Source organism: Thalassorhabdomicrobium marinisediminis (assembly GCF_003072065.1).
GTDB classification, from domain to species: domain Bacteria; phylum Pseudomonadota; class Alphaproteobacteria; order Rhodobacterales; family Rhodobacteraceae; genus Octadecabacter; species Octadecabacter marinisediminis.
This window is the reverse complement of sequence record NZ_QCYG01000004.1, coordinates 156887-174340: the sequence shown is the minus strand read 5'-3', so window position 1 is coordinate 174340 and position 17454 is coordinate 156887. Positions and strand designations below refer to the sequence as shown.

Sequence of the window (17454 nt, the reverse complement as noted above, 5' to 3'; positions counted from 1 at the left end):
GACTTCTGTGCATCCGGTCATATCGGCCATGCGGACACGAAAAAGCCGTGCTGCGGGAGGAACAGCACGGCTTCGGGGTCAACCGACGCACCAAGGGAGGGTGGCGCGCGGTCGGGTGGCTCACTTACTTAGCAGCAGTGGCTTTCTTGGCGGCCGTCGTCATGTCCGACTGGGCCTTTTTGGCAGCGGCAGACATGTCTTCGGAGATGTCCTTGCCGGCAGCCATCATCAGCTCAAGCGTTTCGGTCTGAACCTTTTTCGCGATCTCGGCGAAAGCGGCCATGTGCTCGGCTGCGGCTTCGGCAGAGGCCGAGGCGAAGTCGGTGACGGATTTGGCGTAGTCTGCAGGCTCGGCCTTGGCAGCGGTCAGCGAGGTCATCTTGGACAGCGTGTCCTGTGCCCACTTGGCGGACAGTTCGGTGGATTTCTGCGCGGCGTCGATCGAGACGGCCGAAAGCTTTTCGTTCAGCGACGTCTGCGTCTTGTAGGCGTCTTCCATGGCTTTGGTGTCCACGGGGAATGCGCCCATCATGTCTTTGAGGACAGCGGTGAAATCTTGTGTCTTGGCAGCCATTTTGGTGCTCCTTCGGATTGCGGTGCCGGAACCCGGCGTTTCTGCGTCTGCACAGGACATACATGCTGCGCTGCGGCATTTCAAGGATTATTCTGCACTGCAGCATAAAAATGTGACGCTGGGGCAGCGACCCCTAGCGCCTTGTTTTAGAGAGGTTTTCGCCCGCCGGAGGTGTTCAGGCCGCCTTTTACCGCGAATTCAAATTCGCTCGTTCACGACATATTTGCCCGGTGCGGGCGCAATCGGGGGGTGAGTTTCACTGCCCGGCGCACGCGCTTCGACCTTCTTGCCGGACCGCTTCGCCAGCCACTTGCCCCAGCGCGGCCACCACGACCCTTCGTGCTGTTTCGCGGCGGCTTTCCACGCCTCGGGCGGCAGCGACAGATCGTCGTTCGTCCAATGGCCGTATTTCTTCTTTGCCGGCGGGTTCACGATGCCCGCGATATGACCGGAGCCGGAAAGGATGAAGGTCTTGTCCGTCGCCCCCATCTTTTGCACCCCGCGATACGAGGATTTCCACGCCGCGATGTGATCACTCTCACAGGCGATGGCGCACAGCGGCACGTCGACCTCTTCGATCCGGGCAAGGTGGCCGGCCACCTCGAACCCCTCACCGGCGAACTTGTCCTGCTGACACAGGCCGCGCAGATATTCGACGGCCATCTTGGCGGGCAGGTTCGTGCCGTCGCCGTTCCAGTACAGCAGATCGAAGGCCGGGGGCGCCTCGCCCATCATGTAGCTGCGGATCGCGGGCTGGTAGATCAGATCGTTGGACCGCAGATAGCTGAACGTCCGGCTCATGTAGAACTTGTCCAGATAGCCCGAGCGTTCGACCTCGTTCTCGATCCCGTCAACGAAATCATCCTCAAGGAAGACGCCCACCTCCCCCCGGTCGGAGAAATCCGTCAGCGTGGTGAAGAAAGTAGCTGAGTTGACGTAGTCCAGCCCGCGCTGCTTCATCACCGACAGCGACAGCGACAGCGTCGTGCCCGCGATGCAATAACCCACGGCGTTGACCTTCTTGACGCCGCAAATCTCGCGCACGGTTTCGAAGGCGGTGATGTAGCCATCCTCGACATAGTCTGTCATCCCCGTCTCACGATACGAGGCATCGGGGTTGACCCAGGACACGACGATCAATGTCACCCCCTGATCGACGATCCATTTGATCAGCGAATTCTGCTCTTTCAGATCAAGGATGTAGAACTTGTTGATCCAGGGCGGAAAGATGATCAGCGGCGTCTTGTGGACCTGTTCGGTCGTCGGCGCATACTGGATCAGCTCGAACAGATGGTTGCGAAAGACGACTTCCCCTTCCGAGGTGGCGATATTCTCGCCCACGGTGAAGGCATCCTTGTCGGCGAGCGAGACGACAAGCTCACCGTCGTTTGCCTCCATATCGGCGATCATGTTCTCCAGTCCCCGCACAAGGCTCTCGCCCTCGGTCTCGACCGCCTTGGTCAGCGCGTCGGGGTTGGTCGCCAGAAAATTCGTCGGCGACAGCATGTCGATGATCTGGCCGCTGAAATACTCCAGCCGTTTCTTCTCCTCGGGTGCCAGGCCTTCGATTCCGCTCAGGGTCTGCTCTACGGCTTCGGCGTTGCGCAGGTATTGCTGCTTGAGAAAGTTGAAATAGGGATGCGTCTGCCAGAGCGGGTTCTTGAAGCGTCGGTCGCCCGGCGTCCGGTCCTCGGGCGCTTCCAGCTTGCCCGACGCCAGCGCCTGCTGCGCCTCGACGAAGTGTTGCAAGGTCTGGCCCCAATAGCCGACCTGTTGTTCGATCAGCTTTGCGGGGTTCTGCACCATGTCCTGCCAATAGGCGAGTTGCGCCTTGGCATAGAGATCCGGCGCAGGCGCTTGCAAATCCACGGGCACCGTCCGCTTGTTCGCCATCATCGCCATCAGCCGGGTGGTCAGGTCCTGTATCTTGGCCGTGTTTGCTTCCAGCTTGGATAACGCGGCGTCGGGGATCGGGATTTCAGTTTTTCCGGAACCATCTGTTGTCATATCGCCGTTGCCCCTCATATCAATACGTGCATGATGCACGTGCAGCATTGCCGTTCATCCAAAGGTAACCCGGATTGACGACAAAGCGAACAATATGCCGCGTCTCAGGGCTGAGGTCGAAGAACCAGTCAGATCGCGGCCCCAGCCTTGAGGGCGAGCAGATGAAGTATATGGCAACTTACGACCTTATGGAAACCGTTCGGAACACGAACGAATGGCTCGGCGCGACCGCCCGTGCCATGGCGTCCTATCCGGCGCTGGCCATGTGGCCCAATCCGGCGATGGAAATGATGCGCGCCTGGGGTGAGGTGACGGAACGGTCGTTCGCGCGCATGGTGGCCAAGCCTGACTGGGGCATCGACACCTTCTCTGAAGGCAAGCGCGACCATCTGGTCGAGATCGAGACCGTGCTCAGCAAGCCCTTCGGTGATCTGATCCACTTTGCCATCCCCGGTCGCAAACCGCGCGACCGCCGGGTGCTGCTGGTGGCGCCCATGTCCGGCCACTACGCCACGCTGCTGCGCAAGACGGTGCGGTCCCTGCTCACCGATTGCGACGTCTATATCACCGACTGGCACAACGCCCGCGACATCCCCGTCTCCGCCGGCAAGTTCGATGTCGAGGATTACACCCTCTACCTGAGCGAGTTCATGCGCGAACTGGGCCCGGACATCCACGTCATCGCCGTGTGCCAGCCCGTGCCGCTGGCCCTTGCTGCCACGGCCGATCTTGCCGCGCAGGACCCTGACGCGCAGCCACGCTCGCTCACGTTGATCGGCGGCCCCGTCGACCCTGAAGCGAACCCCACGGAAGTGACCGACTTCGGCCGCACCGTGACCATGGGCCAACTGGAAGAGACGATGATCCAGCAGGTCGGCTTCAAATACCCCGGCGTCGGGCGCATGGTCTATCCGGGGCTGTTGCAACTGGCCTCGTTCATCTCGATGAACATCGAAAGCCACACCGCCGCGTTCCAGAACCAGATCCTGGCACAAGCCAAGGGCGAGGCTTCGGAGAACGACAAGCACAACACGTTCTACGACGAATACCTTGCGGTGATGGATATGACGGCGGAATTCTACCTTTCCACCGTTGAGCGGATCTTCAAGAACCGCGAAATTGCCACCAACAGCTTTACCGTCGAAGGTCGCAAGATTGATCTGGGCAAGATCACCAATGTCGCGGTGAAAATCGTTGAGGGTGAGGAAGACGATATCTCCGCCCCCGGCCAATGTCTTGCCGCCCTCGATCTGCTTACCGGTCTCGACGACAGCAAGAAGGCCGCGCATATCGAACCCGGCGCGGGCCATTACGGGATTTTCGCAGGTCGCAGCTGGCGCAACAACATCCGTCCGCTGGTGCTCGATTTCATTGACGCGAATGCCGACGGCAAACCGGTCGCCAAAGGGCCGGCTTCGGTCAAAGCCGCCAAGAAAGCCGCGCCCCGCAGCGCCGCCTGAACCGTCCCTAGCGCAGCACCAGTGGCTGGCGCATCCATGCGAACAACGCTTCGGTGGTCCCTTCGGGGGCCTCCAGCATGGCCATATGGCCGATCCCTTCCAACACCCGCATTTCGGCATAGGGGATCAACTCGGCCAGAAACTCCTGCCGTTTCAAGGGAACGACCTTGTCTTCGGCTCCGGCGAGCACCAACGTCGGCTGGGTGATCCGCCGCAATGTCGCCTGCTGGTCGCGGCGCCGTTGCATCGCCCGCTCCTGCCGGGCAAACACATCCGCCCCCAGCGACAGAGCCATTTCCTGCAGCTCCGCCATCACGGCGCCCCGCTGCGGGCCGGGCCCCACGAACCGTGGCAAGACATCCTCCTCAAGAACCGCGGCCAACCGCCCGGCTTTCGCGCCGACAATCCGCGGTTCGCGGTCCGCGGCCTCTTGCGGGGTGTCCGACAGCGGGTTCGTCCCCACCAGCGCCAACCGCACGACACGCTCGGGCGCTCGCCGCACCAACTCCAGCGCCACCGCCCCGCCCATGCCATGGCCGCAAAGCGCGAACTTCGACGGCAAGACCGACAAAAGCCCCGATGCGATCTCCTCAATCCGGTCACCGGCCGCCACCGGGGCCATGGTCACCGGCCGCTCGTAACTCAACACAGTCAATTGGGTCGCCCAGACCCGTGCATCGCACATCATCTCGGGCAACAGGACGAGGGGTTCGGCCACCATAACCTCTTTCAATCTATCGGCGTGATTGCGCGCCCTGATTGTTCATGCCCGCCTGCCGGACGCAACCGCAAATCCCGCCGACCCAAGGACAAAGCCGCCTTCCGCCCAGCCGTCTCATCTTTGCTTCAGAAATATCCCGGGGGACTCGCGCACAGCGCGAGGGGGGCAGCGCCCCCGTCTCACGCCCGTATCACACCTACCACCCGCTCAACTCACCTCTTCAATCGCCTGCACGATCAACGGCAAACAGGTCTCGCTTGAAAAGGAATGGTCCGCCCCCTTTACCAGCGTCAGCCGCATGTCGGGGCTGTCGGCGTGCTCCAGCAACCGCACCGCCGTTTCGGTGGTGACCGATGTATCCTCGGTGCCCTGCAGCAGGCGCACGGGGAACGGCAGGGACAGCGGTGTGCGCAACACCAACCGCTCGCGCCCCTCTTCGATCAAGCGTTTCGTGATCACATAGGGCTCGCCATAGTCAGACGGCAGGGACACTTTACCCTCCCGCTCCAGTGCCTCGCGCATGTGGGGCGGAAAGTTCGCCCAGAACCCGTCTTCGGTGAAGTCCGGCGCGGCGGCGATCCCCACCAGCCCGGCGATCCGCTCGGGCTGCGCGCGGGCGATCTGCAGCGCGATCCAGCCCCCCATGGAGGAGCCCACAAGCACCAGCGGCCCCTCGATCAGCTCCAGCACCGCGCAGCTGTCCTCGACCCAGTCGCCGATGCTCCCCTCCTCGAAGGTGCCGCTGCTGATCCCGTGACCCGAGTAATCCAGCCGCACATAGGCGCGTCCGGCCGCTTTCGCCCAAGTCTCCAGATGCACCGCTTTGGTCCCGGCCATATCGGATTTGAACCCGCCCAGAAACACCACCGTCGGCCCGCGCCCTTCGGTCCGGTGATAGGCAATATCGCGCCCCTGTGGGGTCTTCAACGTCTTATGCATGTTGCACTTCTTCCAGTTTCAGGGCCAAAGCGCCCCCCGCACAACACATCACGGCGAAGACCCCGATGACAAGGGGGACGCTGACTGTCGCAAGCCCGGCCGAGAGCGCGCCGACCCCCAGCAAATAGGCGCCGATGGCGGTGTTGCTGACAGCGGTATAGGCCGCGCGGTCGGTCTCATCCGCCATATCCACCAGATAGGTCGAGCGGCCCTGCCGCACGCCGTGATAGGACACCATCAGTCCGAACAGCACCACGGGCATGCCCCAGACCCCGCCCGCTGATCCGACCATCAGGGCCACGGCCAGCGCCGCGGCTCCGGACAGGCCCGACCAGACCAGCACCAGCCGCGCCGAGCGATCCGACAGCCAGCCCCAGACATAGGAACTGGCAAGCGCCCCCAGCGCCGAAGCCAGCACCAGCGCGCCCAACTGCTCGAATACGCCGCCGCCACCGGCCAGCATCACCAGATAGGGCGGTGCGAGGGCCGAGCCCACCAGCAACGCCCGAACCATGATGAACAGCCGCAGTTGCGGCCGGTCGAGCAACAGGCGTAACGATGCGACGATCCCGTCCGCCTCGCCCGCGTCCGACGCACCCTCTTCAACCTGCGCCATGACGAAGCCCGCCAGCGCATAGAGCAGGGCCGCGAGCACCAGCGCACCGATCACCAGCCCGTATTTCTGCCCGTCCAGCGCCATCAGAATCCCGGCGAAGACGATGACCGTCACCGCGGCCGCGGTGCTCGCCTTGCCCATGGTCTGGCCCCGCTGCCGCTTGCGGACGGTCTTGCCCAGCACGTCCTTGTAGCTCACCGAACAGACGGACCGGCTCAGCGCCAGCACGGCAAGAATGCCGACGATCACGCCGCCGGCCGCATCGCCCTGCAACGTCAGGGCGGCAAGAACAATCGCCGCAACGCTCGCGGCCTGCCCCAGAGCGCCGGCGACCCAGGCCCATTTGCGGTACTGCATCGCCTTGAGCCGCCCGGCCAAAGCGAGCTGCGGCAAGAGCGCCCCCGCTTCGCGCACGGGCACCAGCGCCCCGATCCAGAAGGCCCCGGCCCCAAGCGTGGACAGCAGCCAGCTCAACACCAGTTTGGGATCAACCAAACCATCGGCGGACTTGCTCGAAGTGAGGGCCACCACGTGCCGCCAGATATTGCGCCCCTCGGCGTCCGGGGCTCCGGCGGAGACATCAGTCTGCGCCGTATCACCGCGCGCAGCGTCCCGCGTTTGATCCCTATGCCCGTCTGCGCGCACCTCCCCCTGCCCAGATTGATTCTGCGCGCTGTCGGGCTGGCCCCCGCTTCGGGGTGTCGTTTCTCCAGTCATGATCGAATAAAATCCTTAATCAATGCTTAACCGCACATAGGCCATATGCCCCGATGATCCACTGGCCCCGGACAAGACTGCTGATGCCAGACGGTGCTTGACGCGTCCCGCCGCCTGCGCCACAAGACGCGCGACCATACCCGCAACCGGGCGCTTTGTAGCCGCCAAACCGACGAGGAGCCAAGCCCATGGCCCAGACGATCTCCCTCACCTTTCCCGATGGCAATTCGCGCGACTATGACGCCGGCGTCACGCCTGCCGAAGTCGCGGCCAGCATTGCGACGAGCCTTGCGAAAAAGGCGATTTCCGCCACGGTGAACGGCCAGCACTGGGACCTGCAGTGGCCCATCGAGGACGACGCCAGCATTGCGATCAACACCATGAAGGACGAGGCTCCGGCGCTTGAGCTGATCCGCCACGACCTGGCCCACATCATGGCCCGCGCCGTGCAGGAAATCTGGCCCGACACGCAGGTTACCATTGGTCCTGTGATCAACAACGGCTGGTATTACGACTTCGACCGCAAAGATCCGTTCACGCCGGAAGACCTCGCCGTGATCGAGAAAAAGATGAAGGAAATCATTAACAAGCGGGACGAAGTTCGCACCGAGGTCTGGGACCGTGACCGCGCGATCCGGCATTATGAAGACAACGGCGAACCCTATAAGGTCGAGCTCATCAACTCCATCCCGGGCGATGAGCCGCTGCGCATGTATTGGCACGGCGACTGGCAGGACCTCTGCCGTGGCCCGCACCTGCAGAACACCGGCCAAGTGCCCGGGGATTCGTGGAAATTGATGTCCATCGCCGGGGCCTATTGGCGCGGCGATTCCGACCGCGCCATGCTGCAGCGGATCTACGGCGTGGCCTTCCAGAACAAGGAGCAGCTGCGCGCCCACCTCAACATGCTCGAAGAGGCCGCGAAGCGCGACCACCGCAAACTCGGCCGCGAGATGGACCTCTACCACATGCAGGAAGAGGCCCCGGGTCAGGTGTTCTGGCATCCCAACGGCTGGCTGATCTATACGCAGCTGCAGGACTATATGCGTCGCAAGCAGCGGGCGGGCGGCTATGTCGAAGTGAACACCCCGCAGGTTGTGGACCGCAAGCTCTGGGAAGCCTCGGGCCATTGGGAAAAGTATCAAGACCATATGTTCATCGTCGAGGTGGACGAGGAGCACGCCCGCGAAAAGACGGTCAATGCGCTCAAACCGATGAACTGCCCCTGCCACGTTCAGGTTTATAATCAAGGTCTTAAATCCTATCGCGACCTGCCGTTGCGGATGGCGGAGTTCGGGTCGTGCAACCGGTATGAGCCCTCGGGCGCGCTGCACGGCATCATGCGAGTGCGCGGATTCACGCAGGACGACGGGCATATTTTCTGCACCGAAGACCAGATCGAATCGGAAACGAAACGTTTTATTAACTTTCTGTCGTCAGTCTATGAGGACCTCGGCTTCGCCTCGTTCAAGGTGAAATTCTCCGACCGGCCCGAGAAACGCGCAGGCTCGGATGAGGTTTGGGACAAGGCCGAAGCGGCCCTTATGTCGGCGACGGAAGCGGCCGGGTTGGAGTTTGAACTGAACCCCGGTGAAGGCGCTTTTTACGGGCCGAAACTGGAGTTCGTGCTGACCGACGCCATCGGGCGGGACTGGCAGTGCGGCACGCATCAGGTGGACTTCGTGCTGCCTGAGCGGTTGGACGCGACCTACATCGGCGCGGACGGGGAGAAGCATCGCCCTGTCATGTTGCACCGCGCGACGCTCGGCTCGTTCGAACGGTTCATCGGCATTCTGATCGAGGAGCACGCCGGCAAGCTTCCCTTCTGGCTCGCCCCCCGTCAGGTGGTTGTGGCCGCCATCGTGTCGGATGCCGACGACTACGTGCATGAGGTGGTCGAAGCCCTGCGCGCGGCGGGCGTTCGGGCAGAGGCGGACATCCGCAACGAAAAGATCAACTACAAGGTCCGCGAGCATTCGCTGGGCAAGGTGCCGGTCATTCTGGCCTGCGGCGGGCGCGAGGTTGAGGAGCGCACCGTCTCCGTGCGCCGTCTGGGCGAGAAGAAAACCTCGGTCACCGGTCTCGACGACATCGTGAGCGAGTTGCAGGCCGCGGCCACGCCGCCAGACCTGCGCTGACCCAAAGGCCCGTCCGCAAGCCGTGGGCGGGCGCCCCGGGTGCATGATCTAGAAGTGCGCCTTTTCCTCGTCCGGGCGGCCGGCGGCGATCGCCAGCAGCCCGCCGACCCCGCCAAAGCCGATGGGAAACATCGTCGCTACGTTGAACCCGAAGGCCGCGTAGAACAGCGCGGCGCCCATCAGCAGCGCGCCTCCGGCCCAGAGCGCACGGGTCCGCGCCATGGCACCGCCGGCGACCAGCAACAGCGGCGCCAGAAGGCTCACCAGTTGCACAAAGCCGGGATTGTCGAACAGATCGAAGCCCGTCACCTCGGGCCGGTTCGACAGCGCCACCATGCCGTAGCCGAACAGCCCCACAAAGATGCCGATCACGCCACCGATGATCCCCAGAAGACCCGCCGCGCTGCGCATCACGACACCCCCAAAGCGCGCTGCGTCTCGGGCGTCCAGCCCTGATACCAGACGCCTTCATGCAGGATAACTGGACGTTTCATCAGCGTCGGACGCTCCTCCAGAAGCGCCGCCACGTCCCGCGCCCGCTCCGCCTCGGACAGCGCGCGCCACGTGGTTGACCGCTTGTTGATCGCCGCCTCTCCGAACGCGGCGACAATCGCGGCCCGGTCAGCGTCGGACAGCCCGTCCGCCCGCACGTCGATCACCTCAACCGCTCGCCCGTCCAGCATTTTCAGCGCCTTGCGACAGGTGTCACAGGTTTTCAAACCAAAGAACCGCATCCTGTCCTCCCCCTTTTCCGATCACACTCTCCCCGCGCCGTTTGAACTTTTTCGCCGGCCGCGAGTTAAGAACACGTGGGGCCGCGGCCCCCGACGATCAAGTGGAGGAATACGACATGCCCAAGGGTAAGGTGAAGTGGTTCAATACAACGAAAGGGTTCGGATTTATCGAACCGGAAGAAGGCGGCAATGACGTGTTCGTGCACATCTCGGCCGTGGAACAATCGGGCATGACGGGATTGGCTGACGATATGCCGGTCGAATACGACCTCGTTGAAGGCCGCGACGGGCGGCAGATGGCGGGGAACTTACGGGGCGCTTGAGCGTCGGGTTTTCCCTACGAATTCGAGGGCTTTCGCACCTGCGGTGATGTCAGTGCGTGAGGCGGATTATGTGCGGCGGGCTCAATGTTTGCTGTATTGGATTCAGGTAGACCAGCCGAATGTAGCTTTTTTTGGGGGGGTATGTAGCCTCCCCTTTCCTGATTTAGACGAAGCCGATTATGCGGCTCGCGGGCAATTACTATTGCCATAATCCGGCGAAACACGGGTTGGTCGACCGCCCTGAGTTGGTGGCCGTATTCATCGTACCATCGGGATAACGGGCACCCTAAGATTGGTTAGCTCCATCTCATTTCTTCAGTTGAATATGGATACGACTCGATTGGTAGTGGGATACCAGTCGACGACTCAACATAGTACTGGTCACCCAAAACCCAGTGGTATAGATTTCGATACTTAAAGGACGGGTGGATCTTTAATCCAAGCCCTCCCTTAACGCCTCTACTTGTTTCAGGCATCATTTTTAAGACGTACTCGAATAGGGCGTCGGCGTATTTATCTCCGCCTGCAACCTTTGCGTTCGTTATCGACACTGCTAGATCGGCCACCTGAAGTATGCGGGATTGCTTGGCTGGTACGATGTGTGGGTTAGATACAAAACTGTCAAACTTTACGTAATCAGTCCCGTTCTGCCGATGTTCAATGCATTCCTCGATGAATTTCATTTGATCTTTCGATCCACCGGAAGGCTTCGACAAGAAAACCATTCCATGGCCACTGCCCAACCAAGTATCAAAGCGTTCGAGTACCAAAAGCGTCGCGTCCATCTCATGATCTAAAGCTTTCTGGTTAGCAATTTTGCACTTCAGATCGCTGATGGCGACAATGACCTTAGCATCATGCTCATCCGCACATTGTAAAAGCTCGCGATAAAGAGCATTTCGCACACCCCGTTCAAGGTTATCCCTGAGCCACGAGTGCTTGTCCGGAGACCACTTTATGTTCTCGCTGTCTGGGATGTCATAACTTTCTTTTCTACAGATAGTATCAATCGCATTTTCAAAGTCTTTGAGGCGACTGACGTCCACGATAATACCACCTGCCGCCACTAGCTCACCCATTCGCTGTCTATGGTGCGCCTTCGGCCTTATTTTGGAATCGTCTATGTAAAAATGGTGCAATTCACTCACCCAACAACTCCCATAAACTCCCGCCATTCCCCCTTGCTCATCCCGGACGTCTCCTGCGTGACCTCTTCGCCCTTGAGCATCTTGCGGATGCACTCGAGCTGTCGGCCGCTCAGGTTTGCGCCGCCCATGCGGTAGTCTTCGAACGCACCGTATGCCGCTGGGACCCAGTCTTTCACCATCTCGCAAATCGCATCCGCGTAGACGCGGATTTCGTATTGCGCGTGGCTGTCGGCGCGCAGGCGCAGGAAGTGGAACAGGTTGTGCAGGTCCACCTTCCAATACCACTGGGTATAGATGTTCGCGGGCAGATTCATCCGCGCCAATTCGCGCGCGAGACCCTGCTGCCCCTCGTCGCTGATCATCTCTTCGTAGTGGTCATAGGCGCGGCCCGCGTCGTCCTTGAGGTAGCGCAGCACGCGCTCGGCTTCCTCGCCGGTCAACGTCTCGCCCCGGCCCTGGTTGTTGATCACCGACTGGGCGGCCAGATCCTCGGCGCGCGGGATGTAGAACTCACGGTCGAGGATCGAGTAGCGGGCTGAGTATTCGTTGACGTTGGCGGTGCGGTGCCGGATCCACTGGCGGGCCACGAAAACCGGCAGCTTCACGTGCAGCTTGACTTCGCACATCTCGAAAGGGGTCGAGTGCCAGTGCCGCATCAGGTAGCGGATCAGCCCTTCGTCGTTCTGCACCGATTTCGTGCCCTTGCCATAACTCACCCGTGCGGCCTGACAGATCGCCGCATCGTCGCCCATGTAGTCGATGACGCGCACGAATCCGTGGTCCAGAACCTCACGCGCCTTGTACAGATGCGCCTCCATCCCCGGCGCGACAGCCCGCAGCGTGGGCACCGCTGCTTTGCGCAAATCGTCGATTTCGGCCTGTTGTTCGGGGGTCACGGGCATGGGGATGGGTCCTTTGGTCTTGCGTTTGGGGGCGGTGATTCTGCTCAAGAGTGTCCGATATACCATATCTGCCCGAAACAACCGCGAAAATGCCACATCATGCGGTTCCCCTGCGACTGCGTCGTTGACTTGAAATTCCCATCGCAGGACTATGGCGGCAATGACGCGAAATTGCGCACTATTCTATTATTGGGACAGTTGATATGAGCAGACTTTTCATGGCCCTCGGCCTGACCGCCGCCCTTGCCGCGTGCGACAGTGAAAACCCATTTAACCAAGAGCCGGTCGTAGAAGACCCCGAAACCCCCGTCATCGAGGAAGGCGAAGAGGTCTCCTCCGAAGGGATCCCCCTCGCCCTCGCCGACAACCTGCAATCGGTGGCCTATGTTCCGGGGACCGGATCGGACCCGGGCACCCTGTCGGTGGATATGCTGGCGCTGGACCGCACGGATTCGGACATTCCGCAGCAGGACTACACGCCGAACGCCGCGCTGACCGCCCTTGCCCCGGGGTACGAGGTTTTCAGCTATCAGGATGACGCGCTGGACCGGATGTTCGTCGCCATCGTGGCGCAAAGCAACGACGGATCGGTGCTTGGCGCGGTCGTGATGGACGGCGGCCAGTTCACCAAGTTCTTCGGCGGCGGCTTCTATGCCACCGACGGCGACTACACCCCGGGCTCGGGCCCGAACGACACCGGACTTGTCAGTTACGCCGGCACCTATGCGGGGTTGTCCAATCTGAACGCCGATGGAAACGAACTGATGACGCCCCCACCCGGCGCCGATCCTGCGCTCTTGCCGGATCAATCCGCGCAGATCACCGGTGACATTTTCCTTAATGCGGATTTTGGCGACAATCAGGTCAACGGTGCCATCTACAACCGGGCCTTCGTCAACCTTGATCCGGCATTGCAGGCGCTCATCGGCGGGAACGAATTGGAAGACGTCTATCTTATTCCGGCTGACATCACCGATGAAGGCACGTTCTTCGGCACGGCCGAGAACCCCGCACAAGAGGGGATCGGCTCATACGGGGGGACCTTCGGCGGGACCGAGGCTGCGGGTGTCGCGGGCGTCGTGCACCTTGATGGGGACACGATTCCGGGCATCGAGAGCGAAGACGAATTCGGCGTCTTCGTCCTGACGCAATGTGGACAACCCGGTGAGGATCCCATCTGTGCATCGGTCAATCCATCGTAATCTTGCCGCAGCCACGCTTCTGGTCGGACTGACCACGTCATCACCCGCCGAGACGTTCCATCTCAGCCTTGAAGATGGCCGCATCGCGGCGCGGCAGGCGGTGCTCTCGGGCCAGTTCGAACTGGCCCGGGATTTTGCGCAGGCTTTGCTTAATGCCAACACCGATGACCGCGCCGCCCTGATCGTTCTGGCGGCGGCGCAGCCGCAGTTGGGCTCGGGGCGCGAAGGCCGCCTTGCGGGGGCGCGGGCCTATCGGTTGTCCGACACGCCCGAAGACCGCTACGAGGCCGCGCGCCTGACCGCCCTCGCCGCCGCAAACGAAGAACGCTACACCCTGTCGCAGGTCTGGCTGCGGCGCGCGGCCGCGAATGCGCCGGACGACCGGGCCTATCGCCAGACGCAGACCGACTATCGTGGGATCCGGCGGCTCAATCCCTTGTCCGTGTCGCTGGGCTTTTCCATCGCGCCGTCGAACAACGTGAACGGCGGCAGCGAAACCGAGTTGAACATCATCGACGGGCTGCCCTTTGTGGGCGTGCTGAGCGGCGATGCGCAAGCGCTTCCGGGGGTCTCGGCCACCGCGGATGTGCGGCTCGCCTATGCCATCTCCCGCGGGCCGGCCCATCGCACAAGCGTAACTGGCCGGGCCTATGCCCGCGCGGTCTGGCTCTCTGACGCGGCCCACGAAACCTCGCCCACGAGCGAGAATTCGGACTTCGGATCGCAGCGGCTCGAGCTGGGCCTGCGCGACGAACGCCGGCTTGCGGAGGGTTTTGTCACCACCCAGGCCACGGTCGGGTCGAGTTGGTTCGGCGGCGTACATAAGACGAACTACATCAACGGGATTTTGTCCTATGGACAGGCGCTGACCCCGCAAACCCGTGCCGAAGTCACAAGCGAGGTGCAAAGGACCGATCTGCAGGGTCGCAGCCGCCGCTCGAACCTGCGTCGGACCCTGAGCACCAAGCTTGCCTATCGCGCAGAGAGCGGCAACCGGACAACGCTGCAACTCTCGCACGAAGAACAAATCTCGGACAGTCCGAACGAACGCTACGAAGCGGTCACCGCGCGGCTTAGTTACGCCTTCGCCGATCCCGTGGGTCCGTTCCAACTGTCCGCCTCGCTCGGGGCCAGCCGGACCCATTATGCCGATTACCGGATCATCTTCAAAGTGCCCGATGGCCGGACCGACACGCGCTGGTTCGGCAGTCTGTCCGCAGTCGTCGACACCCTTGAATATGCAGGGTTCGTTCCGGTCGCCACGCTGGGCGTGCAGGACACGCAAAGCAACGTGAGCCGTTTCCAGACCAGCGAATATTCCCTGAACATCGGCATCCGCTCCAGCTTCTGACCTCTGGCCCCCGCTGCACGGCGTGTTAGGGTGCCGCAACCCAACACAGGAGTTCACATGTCCCTTAAATATTTGCACACCATGGTGCGCGTCAAAGACCTTGATGCGACGATCGACTTCTTCAAGCTGCTCGGCCTGGTCGAGCGCAAGCGCATGGAAAACGAAAAGGGCCGGTTCACGCTGGTGTTCCTGTGCCCGCCGGATCAGGCAGACGGACACAACGATGTTGAGCTGACCTACAACTGGGACGGCGATGATGGCCTGCCGTCGGACAGCCGCCATTTCGGGCACCTCGCCTATCGCTGCGACAACATCTATGATCTGTGCCAGAAACTCATGGACAACGGCGTCACCATCAACCGTCCGCCGCGCGACGGGCACATGGCCTTTGTGCGCAGCCCTGACAACATCTCGATCGAGCTTTTGCAGGAAGGTGAGAGCCTGCCCCCGCAAGAGCCCTGGGCCAGCATGGAGAATACCGGTCACTGGTAAGCGCACCGCAGCGCGTTGCCGGTCGCGCCTGTCCGGCTGGCTGCCGCGGGGTCTGACCCTCGCGGCGGTTTGCGCGCTGGCCGACCCGGTGGCGGCGCAGACCCCCTGCCGGCAAGCGCTGGCCCTCGGGCTGGATGTGTCCGGGTCCGTGGACGCCCGCGAATACCGGTTGCAGCTTGACGGTCTGGCCACAGCGCTCGGGGATGCCGAGGTGGCGGCGGCGCTGCTCGATCCCGCGGGCGGCACTGTCGATCTGGCGGTGTTCGAATGGTCCGATCCGACCGACCAGCGGCTGGTGATCGACTGGATGTCCATCCGCGACGCCGAAACCCTGGCCGAGGTGCAACGGCGGTTGCGCCGCACCGACCGGGCCGAGATGGGCCCCAGCACCGGACTGGGCGAGGCGCTGCGCTACGGTCTGGCGCTGCTGGATCAGCGCCCCGCCTGCTGGACCCGCACGCTGGATTTGTCCGGCGACGGGCGGGGCAACACCGGACGTCGGCCGCAGGATATCCCCGACGCGGGCGCGCCTGTCACCGTCAACGGCCTTGTGATCGGCCCCGGCACCGGGGATGCGCCCGACGGCGGGATGGACCCGCAAACCCATGAACTGGCGGCCTATTACACCGCCTATGTCATTCGTGGCCCCGCGGCCTTCGTCGAAGTCGCGCAAGGGTTCGATGATTATGCCACAGCGATGCGACGTAAGCTGCTGCGCGAGTTGCAGGCCATGGCCATCGGCCAGCTCGTCACGACCCACTAGGTGCCGCTCAATAGATGTAGCGGATCTGGTCCGTCCAATACCGCTCAACCCGCCGCAGGGCGGTGGCGATCTCATCCAGACCGTTCATGTCCAGCACGCCCTTCTCTTGCAAGCCCGTCGCATGCCCGGCAAACAGCCGCGCCACCACATCACGGATCGTGCGGCCCTTCTCGGTCAGACGCACCCGCACTGACCGGCGGTCCACCTCGCACCGCTGGTGGTGCATGTAACCCATGTCGACCAGCTTCTTGAGGTTGTAGCTCACGTTGCTGCCTTGATAATAACCGCGGCTTTTGAGCTCTCCGGCGGTGACTTCGTTGTCGCCGATGTTGAACAGCAAAAGCGCCTGAACGGCGTTGATGTCCAACACGCCGACGCGCTCGAACTCATCCTTGATGACATCGAGCAACAGCCGGTGCAGCCGTTCCACCAGCGTCAGCGTGTCCAGATAGGTGTTCATGAATTCGGCATCGGCCCCGCGCGGGGGCGCAGGCGGGGTCGTGGGCAGGGAATGCAAGCTCATCAGAGTCTCCGTCGCAATTTTCTACGACGTCAGTGCCATGCAGAGGTAAAACAATCCCTTAAATCGCCCGAAATTTGTCGCAACCTTGCGCCTTATTCCGCAGGCCGCGTCAGCCCGACCGAATTGGCCCGGATCAGGTCCATCAGCGCGCGATACCGCGCCGGTTCCTCCGCCTGCCCGCTGACCCATTGATACAGGTCATGATCGCTTTCCGACAGCAAGGCATCATACAGTTCCAGCTCGGTCTGCGACAGGGTCGCCAGATGCTGCCGGGAAAACTCTGTCAGGATCAGGTCCATTTCCTTGATGCCACGCCGGATCGACCGCATGTGCAGCCGTTTGCGCATCACGTCCAGGGGCTCACTCATGGTTTGCCCATGGCGCGCAGGCGCTTTTCCAGTTGCGCCAGACGTTCGTTGGACTGCGCCAGCTGCGCCCGCACCGCCCGCAGATCTGTCAGCATCATGGTCACGTTCGGCGGCACCTCGGCGGCAGCGTCCGGCGCATCCAGCCCCTCGCCCTCGGCGGTCAGCAGCCACCGCAGGGACACGCCCAGAATACCGGCCAGCATGCTCAGACGGTTGGCGCGCGGCTCGCTCAGGTCGTCTTCCCAGTTGCGCAGGGTGCCGAACTTGACGCCGACCCGCTGGGCCAGCTCTTTCTGGGTCAGGCCCGCCGCCTCACGGGCGGCGGCCAGCCGGTCGCCGAAGGTCGCCGTCTCTTCGCTGTACCAGTCCTGCATGTCATCTCCGTCTTGCATTCGCACCTCTCCCTGTCTGTGCCGAGTTGTCAGTCCCCGACCCGCCCCCTATGACAGATCCAACCCCCGGATGCTACACGAGGC

General features: G+C 62.3%; 19 protein-coding genes. 7 read left to right on the top strand and 12 right to left on the bottom strand.

Translation table 11 applies throughout. From position 1 onward, the window contains the following. Positions 1-124: 124 nt before the first annotated feature. On the bottom strand, positions 125-574 hold the full coding sequence (locus DC363_RS07315; RefSeq protein ID WP_108640481.1) for a phasin family protein: 450 nt from the start codon (positions 572-574) through the stop codon (positions 125-127). Positions 575-772: 198 nt separating this feature from the next. Continuing rightward, positions 773-2581 (bottom strand): class I poly(R)-hydroxyalkanoic acid synthase, encoded by a 1809-nt coding sequence (gene phaC, locus DC363_RS07310; RefSeq protein ID WP_108640649.1) that lies wholly within the window; start codon positions 2579-2581, stop codon positions 773-775. Between the two features lie 161 nt (positions 2582-2742). Here phaC and phaZ point away from each other — a divergent pair, with 161 nt between their 5' ends. Then, a complete protein-coding gene (phaZ, locus tag DC363_RS07305; RefSeq protein WP_108640480.1) occupies positions 2743-4041 on the top strand; it encodes a polyhydroxyalkanoate depolymerase in 1299 nt (432 codons plus the stop codon). Positions 4042-4048: 7 nt separating this feature from the next. Here the strand turns inward: phaZ and DC363_RS07300 are convergent, their stop codons facing one another. The 3 genes from DC363_RS07300 to DC363_RS07290 form a co-directional block, all read right to left on the bottom strand. Next, entirely contained in the window at positions 4049-4762 is a 714-nt protein-coding gene (locus tag DC363_RS07300) for an alpha/beta fold hydrolase (RefSeq protein WP_338418928.1), read from the bottom strand. A gap of 207 nt (positions 4763-4969) precedes the next feature. Beyond that, positions 4970-5701, bottom strand: coding sequence for an alpha/beta fold hydrolase (locus DC363_RS07295; protein WP_108640479.1), 732 nt, complete (start codon positions 5699-5701; stop codon positions 4970-4972). After that, a complete protein-coding gene (locus DC363_RS07290; protein WP_196778390.1) occupies positions 5694-6845 on the bottom strand; it encodes an MFS transporter in 1152 nt (383 codons plus the stop codon). Before DC363_RS07290 ends, DC363_RS07295 begins: the two co-directional genes overlap by 8 nt. Before the next feature lie 377 nt (positions 6846-7222). Here DC363_RS07290 and thrS point away from each other — a divergent pair, with 377 nt between their 5' ends. Next, positions 7223-9172, top strand: coding sequence for a threonine--tRNA ligase (thrS, locus tag DC363_RS07285; RefSeq protein WP_108640477.1), 1950 nt, complete (start codon positions 7223-7225; stop codon positions 9170-9172). Positions 9173-9220: 48 nt separating this feature from the next. Here the strand turns inward: thrS and DC363_RS07280 are convergent, their stop codons facing one another. Both DC363_RS07280 and DC363_RS07275 read right to left on the bottom strand, forming a co-directional pair. Beyond that, positions 9221-9583, bottom strand: a complete 363-nt coding sequence (locus DC363_RS07280) for a hypothetical protein (RefSeq protein ID WP_108640476.1) — start codon at positions 9581-9583, stop codon at positions 9221-9223. Next, positions 9583-9906: an arsenate reductase family protein gene (locus tag DC363_RS07275; protein WP_108640475.1), complete on the bottom strand. Its 324-nt coding sequence runs from the start codon at positions 9904-9906 to the stop codon at positions 9583-9585. Before DC363_RS07275 ends, DC363_RS07280 begins: the two co-directional genes overlap by 1 nt. Before the next feature lie 116 nt (positions 9907-10022). On the opposite strand from DC363_RS07275, the gene DC363_RS07270 reads away from it, so the two are divergent. Next, positions 10023-10229: a cold-shock protein gene (locus DC363_RS07270; RefSeq protein WP_108640474.1), complete on the top strand. Its 207-nt coding sequence runs from the start codon at positions 10023-10025 to the stop codon at positions 10227-10229. A gap of 296 nt (positions 10230-10525) precedes the next feature. Here the strand turns inward: DC363_RS07270 and DC363_RS07265 are convergent, their stop codons facing one another. After that, entirely contained in the window at positions 10526-11404 is an 879-nt protein-coding gene (locus tag DC363_RS07265; RefSeq protein WP_108640473.1) for a DUF3800 domain-containing protein, read from the bottom strand. Then, the gene (gene thyX, locus DC363_RS07260) at positions 11374-12279 is read right to left on the bottom strand and encodes an FAD-dependent thymidylate synthase (RefSeq protein WP_108640471.1); all 906 of its coding nucleotides are present in this window, start codon (positions 12277-12279) and stop codon (positions 11374-11376) included. Before thyX ends, DC363_RS07265 begins: the two co-directional genes overlap by 31 nt. A 203-nt stretch (positions 12280-12482) precedes the next feature. Here thyX and DC363_RS07255 point away from each other — a divergent pair, with 203 nt between their 5' ends. The 4 genes from DC363_RS07255 (at position 12483) to DC363_RS07240 (ending at position 16087) form a co-directional block, all read left to right on the top strand. Continuing rightward, the gene (locus DC363_RS07255) at positions 12483-13481 is read left to right on the top strand and encodes a HupA family protein (RefSeq protein WP_146180758.1); all 999 of its coding nucleotides are present in this window, start codon (positions 12483-12485) and stop codon (positions 13479-13481) included. Then, positions 13459-14832: a surface lipoprotein assembly modifier gene (locus DC363_RS07250; protein ID WP_158270844.1), complete on the top strand. Its 1374-nt coding sequence runs from the start codon at positions 13459-13461 to the stop codon at positions 14830-14832. The genes DC363_RS07255 and DC363_RS07250 overlap by 23 nt, the downstream gene beginning before the upstream one ends. A gap of 57 nt (positions 14833-14889) precedes the next feature. Then, positions 14890-15324: a VOC family protein gene (locus DC363_RS07245; protein WP_108640465.1), complete on the top strand. Its 435-nt coding sequence runs from the start codon at positions 14890-14892 to the stop codon at positions 15322-15324. A gap of 88 nt (positions 15325-15412) precedes the next feature. Further along, positions 15413-16087: a DUF1194 domain-containing protein gene (locus DC363_RS07240; RefSeq protein WP_241962952.1), complete on the top strand. Its 675-nt coding sequence runs from the start codon at positions 15413-15415 to the stop codon at positions 16085-16087. A gap of 7 nt (positions 16088-16094) precedes the next feature. Here the strand turns inward: DC363_RS07240 and DC363_RS07235 are convergent, their stop codons facing one another. The 3 genes from DC363_RS07235 to DC363_RS07225 all read right to left on the bottom strand — a co-directional run bounded on the left by DC363_RS07235 (position 16095) and on the right by DC363_RS07225 (position 17370). Beyond that, complete coding sequence (locus DC363_RS07235; RefSeq protein ID WP_108640463.1) at positions 16095-16610, bottom strand: MarR family winged helix-turn-helix transcriptional regulator; 516 nt, start codon at positions 16608-16610, stop codon at positions 16095-16097. Between the two features lie 92 nt (positions 16611-16702). After that, complete coding sequence (locus DC363_RS07230) at positions 16703-16978, bottom strand: succinate dehydrogenase assembly factor 2 (RefSeq protein ID WP_108640462.1); 276 nt, start codon at positions 16976-16978, stop codon at positions 16703-16705. Beyond that, positions 16975-17370, bottom strand: coding sequence for a helix-turn-helix domain-containing protein (locus DC363_RS07225; protein WP_108640461.1), 396 nt, complete (start codon positions 17368-17370; stop codon positions 16975-16977). The genes DC363_RS07230 and DC363_RS07225 overlap by 4 nt, the downstream gene beginning before the upstream one ends. Between the last annotated feature and the right edge of the window lie 84 nt (positions 17371-17454).

Bases quoted from the DNA above. Each gene is read 5' to 3' on its own strand.
- DC363_RS07315 (WP_108640481.1), bottom strand. From the start codon at position 574: ATGGCTGCCAAGACACAAGATTTCACCGCTGTCCTCAAAGACATGATG.
- phaC (WP_108640649.1), bottom strand. From the start codon at position 2,581: ATGACAACAGATGGTTCCGGAAAAACTGAAATCCCGATCCCCGACGCC.
- phaZ (WP_108640480.1), top strand. From the start codon at position 2,743: ATGAAGTATATGGCAACTTACGACCTTATGGAAACCGTTCGGAACACG.
- DC363_RS07300 (WP_338418928.1), bottom strand. From the start codon at position 4,762: ATGGTGGCCGAACCCCTCGTCCTGTTGCCCGAGATGATGTGCGATGCA.
- DC363_RS07295 (WP_108640479.1), bottom strand. From the start codon at position 5,701: ATGCATAAGACGTTGAAGACCCCACAGGGGCGCGATATTGCCTATCAC.
- thrS (WP_108640477.1), top strand. From the start codon at position 7,223: ATGGCCCAGACGATCTCCCTCACCTTTCCCGATGGCAATTCGCGCGAC.
- DC363_RS07280 (WP_108640476.1), bottom strand. From the start codon at position 9,583: ATGCGCAGCGCGGCGGGTCTTCTGGGGATCATCGGTGGCGTGATCGGC.
- DC363_RS07275 (WP_108640475.1), bottom strand. From the start codon at position 9,906: ATGCGGTTCTTTGGTTTGAAAACCTGTGACACCTGTCGCAAGGCGCTG.
- DC363_RS07270 (WP_108640474.1), top strand. From the start codon at position 10,023: ATGCCCAAGGGTAAGGTGAAGTGGTTCAATACAACGAAAGGGTTCGGA.
- DC363_RS07265 (WP_108640473.1), bottom strand. From the start codon at position 11,404: ATGGCGGGAGTTTATGGGAGTTGTTGGGTGAGTGAATTGCACCATTTT.
- thyX (WP_108640471.1), bottom strand. From the start codon at position 12,279: ATGCCCGTGACCCCCGAACAACAGGCCGAAATCGACGATTTGCGCAAA.
- DC363_RS07255 (WP_146180758.1), top strand. From the start codon at position 12,483: ATGAGCAGACTTTTCATGGCCCTCGGCCTGACCGCCGCCCTTGCCGCG.
- DC363_RS07245 (WP_108640465.1), top strand. From the start codon at position 14,890: ATGTCCCTTAAATATTTGCACACCATGGTGCGCGTCAAAGACCTTGAT.
- DC363_RS07235 (WP_108640463.1), bottom strand. From the start codon at position 16,610: ATGAGCTTGCATTCCCTGCCCACGACCCCGCCTGCGCCCCCGCGCGGG.
- DC363_RS07230 (WP_108640462.1), bottom strand. From the start codon at position 16,978: ATGAGTGAGCCCCTGGACGTGATGCGCAAACGGCTGCACATGCGGTCG.
- DC363_RS07225 (WP_108640461.1), bottom strand. From the start codon at position 17,370: ATGCAAGACGGAGATGACATGCAGGACTGGTACAGCGAAGAGACGGCG.